The organism is Stenotrophomonas sp., assembly GCF_059505245.1.
Genome location: NZ_JCACKF010000005.1, coordinates 1 through 8,845 on the forward strand (window position 1 = coordinate 1; position 8,845 = coordinate 8,845).

The window sequence follows — 8,845 nt, forward strand, 5'->3', positions numbered from 1 at the left end:
GGTCATGCGCAAAATGCTGGTGATCCTAAACGCCCGTAAGCGGGACGCCGAGGTGACCCTCGGCTGCCCCTGACAAGACAGTTGCTACTGTGCGGCGATTGATTCGCCACCATGCATCGATGGAACGACGTCGGCCTGTAGAGTCGAGCCGTGCTCGACTACCGCGCGACAGCGCGGAAAAAGGTGCAGCCGAGCATGGCTCGGCTCTACAGAAAGCGCTGTCTTACCGCGGCCAGGCGTTGGCGATGGTGCAGAACAGCCGCGCGGTCTGCTCGGTGTCATATACCGCGCTGTGCGCTTCATTCGCATCCCAACCCAGCCCGGCGGCAGTGGCCGCACGCGCCAGCACGGTCTGGCCGTAGGCGATACCGGCCAGGGTGACCGTGTCGAACACGCTGAACGGATGGAACGGGTTGCGCTTGTGGCCGGTCCGCGCCACGGCCGCGTTGACGAAGCCGAGGTCGAAATGGGCATTGTGGCCAACCAGGATCGCGCGCTGGCAGCCGTACTTCTTCATCGCCGCACGCACCGGAGTGAAGATGTGGTCCAACGCCGCTTTTTCTTCCTTGGCCAGCCGGAACGGATGGTCGAGGATGATGCCGGTCACTTCCAGCGACTTCGGGTCGATCTCCAGGCCCTCGGCCGGGACCACGTGGGCACTGGCGGTCTGGCCGGGGTAGAGCAGGCCGTTCTCGTCCATCTCGATCGGCACGGCAGCGATTTCCAGCAGCGCATTGCGCTGGCTGTCGAAGCCGCCGGTTTCCACATCCACCACCACCGGCAGGAAGCCGCGGAAGCGTTGTGACATCGCGCGCTGCGCCTGGGGAACTGCGGAATCGGGAACGGCGGCAGGTGCGGGGATGGGGTCATTCATGCGTGAATTCTATCAGAGCGGCCCTGAGCGCCCGGCCACGCAGCCCATGCCAGCCACCGTGGTGGCACGAACGCAGAACCCGGTAGGTGCCAACCTTGGTTGGCACACGACGCGCCGACCAAGGTCGGCATCTACCGAACCGCTGGCCGCGCAGGTGTGGCCGAGGGAGACCACCGCGCCAGCCACGCGTCCACGCTCAGCTTGCCGGCGCCGGTGAAGATCAGCGGCAGCAGCATGGCCATGAACAGCACCGGCAGCTTGAAGTTGCCGAAGCCCTGGTCGCTGATCGCATAGCCCATGGCCAGGTCGGCCAGCGAGTTCCACTCCATCGGCCAATGCACCGCATAGGTGGCCACCACGGTCAGCACCAGCAGGCTCGCGGCGGCGAAACGGGTGCCGAAACCGAACAGCAGGCAGGCCGCCCCGAGCAGTTCGAACCAGGTCGCCAGTTGCCAGTTCAGGGTGGCCGGCAACTGGTCGAACGGGAATGGAAAGGCGTCCTGCAGGTCGGCGAACCAGTTCTGGCCGCGCAGCTTCTCGCGGCCGGATTCGAAGAATTCCCAGGCCAGCAGCAGGCGCAGGCCGAGCGGGGCCAACCAGGGGGCGAGACGGTCCAGCTGGCCACGCGCGGCGGCCAGGGTCGGAAGGTTCATCAGGGGATCTCCGCAAATGGGGTGTCAGGGCGGGGTGGTGAGCGGGCCGATCACGCCGGCCTGCAGGAACTGCCGCAGCAGCGCGGCACCGGGGCCGGCCAGCGCGTCTTCGGCCAGCCCATGCGTGGTGGCGAGGCGTTGCAGGTACGTACGGCCTTCCAGCCCAGGCTGTTCACCGATGCTGGACAGCAGGTGCACCGCCAAGGGGCTGAGCGCGGCGAATCGCACTTCACCGTCGGCTTCGCGGCGGACCAGCAGGCCGGTGGGTTCTGGGAGGGGCTGGGTCGGCGCATCCTCTGCACCGAGACGGTGCACCGGCCACTGGTACAGCAGCGGCCACGCCAGCGGCGAACGCTGCAGCGGCACCCGCAGCGGATCGACATCGCCAGGCGCAGGAAGTGGCTCGGCCTGCAACTGGTACAGCGCGGTTTCCACCCACTCGTAGTGGGCCAGTTCGGCCAGCGCCGGGTGCGGCAGCTGCGGCTGTGCCTGCAGCCACTGCACGAACTCGGCGGCCAGCTCGGTGAACAGGGGGGTCTGGCAGCGATGGGTGGCGAAGTAGTGGCGCACCAGCGCGCTCCATGCCGGTTCGCCGAGCAGGCGGACGCAGACCGGGAAACCGTTGCTCAGGAGCCCGAGCAGGTTGTTGAACAGCAGGTGCTGGTACACCGCCAACCGGCGTGCATCCAGGCCGGCCGGTGCCGGCACCGCCTGTGGATCGCGCAGGTGCGCGGTGAACGCGTGCTGCTGCGCGCGCAGGGTGTCGATAGCGTCAGCCATGTGCAGCCCCGGCGTGTGCGGCCTGCAGGCGGCGGATGGTCTGCAGTTCGCCCTGCAGTTCCGCATAGGGCGGGAAATTGAAATCGCGTTCGAGCAGGGTGGGGCGTGGGCCGATGCGAGCATAGGTACGCGCCAGCAACTCCCAGACCGGATCAATCACCGCGCTGCCATGGGTATCGATCTTCAGGTCGGGTGCCTCGTCCAGGTGCCCGGCCACGTGCAGGCAGACGATGCGCTGCGCGGGCAGGCCGGCGATGAAGGCATCGGCATCGTAGCCGTGGTTGCAGGCGTTGACGTAGACGTTGTTGACGTCCAGCAGCAGGTCGCAGTCGGCTTCGGCGAGCACCGCATTGGTGAACGCCAGCTCGTCCATCGCCGGTTCCGGCGCCAGGTAGTAGGACACGTTCTCCACCGCGATGCGGCGGCCGAGCAGGTCCTGCACGCGGCGGATGCGCTGCGCGGTATGGCGCACGGCTTCGTCGGTGAAGGGAATCGGCAGCAGGTCGTACAGGTGGCCGTCGTCGCTGCAGTAGCTCAGGTGCTCGCTGTACAGCGGCACGCGGTGCTTTTCGAGGAACCGGCCGACCTGCTCCAGCAGCTGGGTGTCCAGGGCGGCACTGCCGCCCAGCGACAGCGACAGGCCGTGGCAGCTCAGCGGATGGCGGTGTGCCAGTTCGGCCAGGGCATCACCGGCCGGGCCGCCGACATGGATCCAGTTCTCCGGCGCGCATTCCAGGAAGTCGAAGTCGCCTGCCGGAGCGTCACGCAGATCCTGCAGCAGCGCCCGGCGCAGGCCCAACCCTGCAGCCGCCGCGCGAAGCGGCGACTGCGGGTGGACGAGGCTGGCGCGGACGTCAGTGCTTGCCACCGCACTTGCCTTCGCCGCACTTGCCTTCAGCCGACTTCGTGTCGCCGGTCTTGGCCTTGGCGCCCGCTGCGCCGGCAGCCTTGCCCTTGTCGGCACCGCACTTGCCTTCGCCGGTCTTGCCGTCGGCACCACACTTGCCTTCGGCGTGCTTGGTCGCGTCGGCTGCCATCTTGGTATCGGCGGCCTTGGCATCGGTGCTGGCCTTGGCTGCCTGGCCGGCCACCAGGTAGCCCTGGGCGAGGTCGCTCATGCTCAGCGCCGAGGCGCTGGCGGTCATGCCCAGGCCGGCGGCCAGGGCGGTAGCGGTCAGCAGGGACAGGGTCTTGTTGGAACTGCTCATCGGTCTTACTCCTGGGTGGTGGGCAGGTGCCCGGGGTGAATCGATGGTGCAGCGATCCTACTCAACGAATCCTCGCCAAGAACTCAAATTTTCGTGAGATCTGTTACAGAAGCATCCGGTAGGTCCGCACCGGGCACGCGTGGCGCCCACAATGCGGATGAAACACCCCAAAAAAGAAGGCCGCTGTCACCAGGACAGCGGCCACCTTGGAGTCGACTCCGGTGTTGCAGTGCAGCGTCAGGGCTGGCCGGTGCTGGAGGTCTCGTCGCGCTTTTCACGCGGTGGCAGCGGCTGCTCGCCATGCACCAGGAACCATACGTTCTCGGCGATGTTGGTGGCGTGGTCGCCCACGCGCTCCAGGTTCTTGGCCATGAACAGCAGGTGCGTGCACGGGGTGATGTTGCGCGGGTCTTCCATCATGTAGGTCAGCAGCTCGCGGAACAGCGCGGTGTACTGCGCGTCCAGGCGGGCGTCGTCCTCACGCAGTTCCAGCGCGGCATCAGCATCGTTGTCGCGGTAGGCGGCAATGGCACGCCGGACCTGCTGCGCGGCCAGGCGGCCCAGTGCACGCAGGCCCTGGATCTGCGGCAGCGGCGGCACCTTGCCCAGCGCGATCGAGCGCTTGGCGACGTTGGCAGCGTAGTCACCGATGCGCTCGATGTCGGCCGGAATGCGCAGGCCGGCAAGGATCTCGCGCAGGTCGCGCGCCATCGGGCCACGCAGCGCCAGGCGCATCACGTCGTGGCTGATCTGCTGTTCCAGCGCATCGATCGCTTCGTCGTTGGCGATGATGCGATGGGCAGCGTTCTCGTCGCGCTTCTCGATCACGTCCATCGACGCTTCGAGCTGGGCGACGGCCATCTCGCCCATGCGCACGATCTCGGCCACCAGGCGCTGCTGCTCTTCGTCGTAGCTCTTGACGATGTGGTCGTTGGGAAGGTTCATGGTTGTTCCACTCTGTAGAGTCGAGCCACGCTCGACTGATGGTGTCTGCAGGGTCGAGCCGTGCTCGACTGACGTTTCAGCCGAAGCGGCCGGTGATGTAGTCCTCGGTCTGCCGCTGCGACGGCTGCGAGAAGATCACTTCGGTGCGGTCGTGCTCGATCAGGTCGCCCAGGTACATGAAGGCGGTGTAGTCGGATACGCGCGCGGCCTGCTGCATGTTGTGGGTGACGATCACGATGGTGTACTCGTGCTTGAGTTCTTCCACCAGCTGCTCGATGCGGCTGGTCGAGATCGGATCCAGCGCCGAGGTCGGCTCGTCCAGCAGCAGCACCGACGGGCGCAGGGCCACGGCACGGGCGATGCACAGGCGCTGCTGCTGGCCGCCGGACAGGCCCAGTGCGCTCTGCCCCAGCTTGTCCTTCACTTCGTCCCACAGCGCGCCCTGGCGCAGCGCCTGCTCGACGCGGTCGGCCATGTCGGCCTTGCTCAGCTTCTCGTGGTGGCGGATGCCGTAGGCCACGTTCTCGAAGATGGTCATCGGGAACGGCACCGGCTTCTGGAACACCATGCCGACCTTGCTGCGCAGGCGGTTCATCGGGTACTTCGGCGACAGGATGTTCTCGCCGTCCAGCAGCACTTCACCGCGCGCTTCCAGCTTCGGGTACAGCGCGTAGATGCGGTTGAAGATGCGCAGCAGGGTCGACTTGCCGCAACCGGAAGGACCGATCAGTGCGGTCACGCGCTTTTCCGGGATTTCCAGGTTGATGCCCTTCAGGGCGTGGAACTTGTCGTAGTAGAAGTCCAGTCCACGCGCAGCCAGCTTCACCGGCGACGGCGTGTGCAGGCTCTCGTGCGAGGACGGCACGGCGATGCGCTGCATCGGCACGGCGTTGGAAAGGTCGTTCATGGCGTTATCCACGGAAAGGTCAGTCATGGGAGATACGGTTGCGCAGCAGGATGCCGCGGGCGGCAAGGCTGACCAGCAACACGAAGACAGTCAGCACCAGGGCACCGGCCCAGGCCAGCACCTGCCAGGATTCATACGGGCTGCCGGCGAACTGGTTCATCACCACCGGCACCGAGGCCATCGGCTGGAAGATGTTGTTGTTCCAGTACTGGTTGCCGAAGGCGGTGAACAGCAGCGGTGCGGTCTCGCCGGAGATGCGGGCCAGTGCCAGCAGGATGCCGGTGATGATGCCGGCCGAGGCACTGCGGTACAGCACCTGCACGATCACCTTCCACTGCGGGATGCCCAGCGACAGGGCCGCTTCGCGCATCTGCGAGGGCACCAGGCGCAGCATCTCGTCGGTGGTGCGTACCACCACCGGCAGCACGATGAAGGCCAGCGACAGCGCACCGGCGAACGCCGAGAAGTTGCCGCCGGTCTGCATCACGTACAGGGTGTAGACGAACAGGCCGAGCACGATGGACGGGGCCGACAGCAGGATGTCGTTGACGAAGCGGACCACGGTGCCGGCCTTGCGGGCGTTGCCGTACTCGGCCAGCCAGGTGCCCGCCAATACGCCCAGCGGGGTGCCGATGCCGATGGCCAGCGCACACATCACGGCGCTGCCGAAGAACGCGTTGGCGAGGCCGCCTTCCTGCATCGGCGGCGGCGTCATCTTGGTGAACAGATCCAGGTTGATGCCGGCCAGGCCCTTGGAGGCCAGGGTGAACAGGATCCAGCCCAGGAAGAACAAACCGAACAGCGCGGTGGCGCAGGAGGCGGTGATCGCAACGACATTGCCGATGCGGCGGCGCAGGTACAGGGAGTCAGCGGTGCTGGACATCAGTTGCCCTCCTTGCGGGACAGGCGCATCAGCATCAGGCGGGCGATGGCGAGCACCACGAAGGTGACGATGAAGAGGACGAAGCCGAGCAGCAGCAGGGCCGAACGGTAGGTTTCAGTGGCTTCACCGAAATCATTGGCGATCAGCGCAGCAATGGTGGTGCCCGGTTCCAGCAGCGACGGCGACAGGCGCACGCTGTTGCCGATCACGAAGGCAACCGCCATCGTCTCGCCGAGGGCGCGGCCGAGGCCGAGGAAGATGCCGCCGATCACCGCCGAGCGGGTGTAGGGCAGCACGATGTCCCAGCTCACTTCCCACTTGGTGGAGCCCAGCGCATAGGCCGATTCCTTCAGGCGGGTCGGCACGGTCAGGAACACTTCGCGCATCACCGAGGAGATGAACGGAATGACCATGATCGCCAGCACGAAACCGGCGGTGAGCATGCCGATGCCCAGCGGCGGGCCCTGGAACATCGGGCCGATGATCGGCCATTCGCCCAGGGTCTCGTTGAGGAACGGCGTGACGTACTCGGTCATCACCGGCACCAGCACGAACAGGCCCCACATGCCGTAGATGATCGAGGGAATGCCGGCCAGCAGTTCGATGGCGGTACCGACCGGGCCACGCAGCCAGCGTGGCGCGACTTCGGTGAGGAAGAAGGCGATGCCGAAGCTGACCGGCACGGCGATGACCATCGCGATGACGGAGGTGACCAGGGTGCCGTAGATCGGGGCGAGCGCGCCGAACTTGTTCTCGACCGGATTCCAGTCGGCGGAGAAGAAGAAGCTCAGGCCCTGCATCTGCAGGGCATGGCGGCCGCCCCACAGCATCGACAGCGCGGCGCAGGCCAGGGCGATCAGGACGAAGATGACGGTGCCGACCAGCACCCATCGGAACAGTTTGTCGTTGCGGGCATCACGCGCATCACGCGTGGACGGGGCGGCTACAGGCTGGGCGATGGCATTCATGGGGACGGCAGGGCCAGGAAGGGGCGGGGCGGCACGGCGTGGAAGCGGTGCCCGCGCGGGGCGGGCACCGTCGAGTCCGTCACTTCAGGTCGGTCGCCCAGTAGGCCTCGATCTGCTTGACCAGTTCGGCCGGCAGCGGCACGTAGTGCAGCTCGTTGGCCTGGGCCTGGCCGTTCTCGAAGGCCCACTTGAAGAAGGCCAGGGTGTCCTGGTTGCGCTTGGCGTCCTTCGGCTGCTTCTGCATCAGCATGAAGTTGGTGGCGGTGATCGGCCACGCCTGCTCGCCCGGGGCGTTGGTGATGACCAGGTTGAAGTCCTTGGCGCTGGCCCAGTCGGCGCTGGCGGCCGCCGCGGCGAAGGTTTCCGCGCTGGGCTCGACCCAGTTGCCGGCGGCGTTCTGCATGGCGGTGTACGGCATGCCGTTCTGCAGCGCGTAGGCCAGCTCGACGTAGCCGATGGAGCCCTTGATCTGCTTCACGTACGAAGCGACGCCTTCATTGCCCTTGCCACCGACGCCGTCCGGCCACTGCACCGAGGTGCCTTCGCCGACCTTGCTCTTCCACTCCGAGCTGACCTTGGACAGGTAGTTGGAGAAGTTGAAGGTGGTGCCCGAACCGTCCGAACGGTGGACCAGGGTGATCTTGCCGTCCGGCATCTTCACGCCCGGGTTGGCGGCGACGATGGCCGGATCGTTCCAGGTCTTGACCTTGCCCAGGAAGATGTCGGCCAGCAGGGCGCCGCTCAGGCGCAGCTTGCCGGCTTCCAGGCCTTCGATGTTGACCACCGGCACCACGCCGCCGATGGCCGATGGGAACTGGGCCAGGCCGGCCTGTGCCAGCTCTTCGCTGCTCAGCGGCTTGTCGGAGGAGCCGAAGTCGACGGTGCCGGCCTTGATCTGGGCGATGCCGCCGCCGGAGCCGATCGACTGGTAGTTGATCTTGGCCCCGGTGGTGGCGTTGTAGTCGGCCGACCACTTGGAGACCAGCGGGAAGATGAAGGACGCGCCCGCGCCGGACACTTCGGCGGTCACCTTGGCACCGGCAGCGGCCGGGGCAGCGGCACCGTCGGCCGCCGGCTGCTGCGCGGCCTGCTTGTCGCCACCGCAGGCCGACAGGCCCAGGGCGATGGCCAGGGAAAGGGCGGCAAGGCCGGCCGAGTGCAGTTTCATGGTCACTCCATAGCGGGGAAGAGCCGACGTGGTCGGCGGATGCGGCTATGAAATGATGTTTTTGTTACAGCCGTATTACGACCATGACAGAGGTGTCCTGGATCACGTTCTGACAAGGGTTTCACCGGGTTGGCCCCCATCCGGCAGAGCCCCGGAGACCCCGGATCTGCGCACCGGTATGGCGGCCGGTTGGCCCTTGTGGAGTCAAGCCATGTTCGACGGCTCCCTGCCCTCGGTAGGTGCGGACCGTCGGTCCGCACGCTCCAGCACCCAGCCGAGCGTGGGCTCGGCGCTGCAAACGCTCCTGCCTTTGCTCCTGCCTTCCATGACCCCACCGCGTCCGCGATGAACTGTCCAGAGGCGGTGGGCCAGGGCGTGCAGGACCGTCCACGGCATGGATGCCGTGGCCGGGCCCCCAAGGACGGGTTTACGGCGTGTCCTGCACGCCCTGGCCCATCG

10 protein-coding genes are annotated in these 8,845 nt (G+C 66.7%); all 10 read right to left on the reverse strand.

The features are described from left to right. Window positions 1–223: 223 nt before the first annotated feature. Window positions 224–874: a ribonuclease T gene (gene rnt, locus AC5JLE_RS02095; RefSeq protein WP_049407974.1), complete on the reverse strand. Its 651-nt coding sequence runs from the start codon at window positions 872–874 to the stop codon at window positions 224–226. 131 nt (window positions 875–1,005) lie between these two features. Next, a complete protein-coding gene (locus AC5JLE_RS02100) occupies window positions 1,006–1,527 on the reverse strand; it encodes an HvfX family Cu-binding RiPP maturation protein (RefSeq protein ID WP_014646534.1) in 522 nt (173 codons plus the stop codon). A 24-nt stretch (window positions 1,528–1,551) separates the two neighbouring features. Next, window positions 1,552–2,307, reverse strand: a complete 756-nt coding sequence (locus AC5JLE_RS02105; RefSeq protein WP_049407976.1) for an HvfC family RiPP maturation protein — start codon at window positions 2,305–2,307, stop codon at window positions 1,552–1,554. Further along, on the reverse strand, window positions 2,300–3,175 hold the full coding sequence (locus tag AC5JLE_RS02110) for an HvfB family MNIO-type RiPP peptide maturase (RefSeq protein WP_041863215.1): 876 nt from the start codon (window positions 3,173–3,175) through the stop codon (window positions 2,300–2,302). The genes AC5JLE_RS02105 and AC5JLE_RS02110 overlap by 8 nt, the downstream gene beginning before the upstream one ends. Further along, window positions 3,162–3,515: an HvfA family oxazolone/thioamide-modified RiPP metallophore gene (locus tag AC5JLE_RS02115; RefSeq protein ID WP_014646537.1), complete on the reverse strand. Its 354-nt coding sequence runs from the start codon at window positions 3,513–3,515 to the stop codon at window positions 3,162–3,164. Before AC5JLE_RS02115 ends, AC5JLE_RS02110 begins: the two co-directional genes overlap by 14 nt. Before the next feature lie 237 nt (window positions 3,516–3,752). After that, window positions 3,753–4,460 (reverse strand): phosphate signaling complex protein PhoU, encoded by a 708-nt coding sequence (gene phoU, locus AC5JLE_RS02120; RefSeq protein ID WP_005408787.1) that lies wholly within the window; start codon window positions 4,458–4,460, stop codon window positions 3,753–3,755. Between the two features lie 76 nt (window positions 4,461–4,536). Beyond that, entirely contained in the window at window positions 4,537–5,367 is an 831-nt protein-coding gene (gene pstB / locus AC5JLE_RS02125; RefSeq protein ID WP_005408788.1) for a phosphate ABC transporter ATP-binding protein PstB, read from the reverse strand. 19 nt (window positions 5,368–5,386) lie between these two features. Further along, window positions 5,387–6,250: a phosphate ABC transporter permease PstA gene (gene pstA / locus AC5JLE_RS02130; protein ID WP_014646538.1), complete on the reverse strand. Its 864-nt coding sequence runs from the start codon at window positions 6,248–6,250 to the stop codon at window positions 5,387–5,389. Continuing rightward, window positions 6,250–7,218: a phosphate ABC transporter permease subunit PstC gene (gene pstC / locus AC5JLE_RS02135; protein ID WP_496064978.1), complete on the reverse strand. Its 969-nt coding sequence runs from the start codon at window positions 7,216–7,218 to the stop codon at window positions 6,250–6,252. Before pstC ends, pstA begins: the two co-directional genes overlap by 1 nt. A gap of 79 nt (window positions 7,219–7,297) precedes the next feature. Beyond that, a complete protein-coding gene (gene pstS, locus AC5JLE_RS02140; RefSeq protein WP_496064979.1) occupies window positions 7,298–8,386 on the reverse strand; it encodes a phosphate ABC transporter substrate-binding protein PstS in 1,089 nt (362 codons plus the stop codon). Between the last annotated feature and the right edge of the window lie 459 nt (window positions 8,387–8,845).

Bases quoted from the DNA above. Each gene is read 5' to 3' on its own strand.
- rnt (WP_049407974.1), bottom strand. From the start codon at position 874: ATGAATGACCCCATCCCCGCACCTGCCGCCGTTCCCGATTCCGCAGTT.
- AC5JLE_RS02115 (WP_014646537.1), bottom strand. From the start codon at position 3,515: ATGAGCAGTTCCAACAAGACCCTGTCCCTGCTGACCGCTACCGCCCTG.
- pstS (WP_496064979.1), bottom strand. From the start codon at position 8,386: ATGAAACTGCACTCGGCCGGCCTTGCCGCCCTTTCCCTGGCCATCGCC.
- AC5JLE_RS02100 (WP_014646534.1), bottom strand. From the start codon at position 1,527: ATGAACCTTCCGACCCTGGCCGCCGCGCGTGGCCAGCTGGACCGTCTC.
- pstB (WP_005408788.1), bottom strand. From the start codon at position 5,367: ATGAACGACCTTTCCAACGCCGTGCCGATGCAGCGCATCGCCGTGCCG.
- AC5JLE_RS02105 (WP_049407976.1), bottom strand. From the start codon at position 2,307: ATGGCTGACGCTATCGACACCCTGCGCGCGCAGCAGCACGCGTTCACC.
- pstA (WP_014646538.1), bottom strand. From the start codon at position 6,250: ATGTCCAGCACCGCTGACTCCCTGTACCTGCGCCGCCGCATCGGCAAT.
- pstC (WP_496064978.1), bottom strand. From the start codon at position 7,218: ATGAATGCCATCGCCCAGCCTGTAGCCGCCCCGTCCACGCGTGATGCG.
- phoU (WP_005408787.1), bottom strand. From the start codon at position 4,460: ATGAACCTTCCCAACGACCACATCGTCAAGAGCTACGACGAAGAGCAG.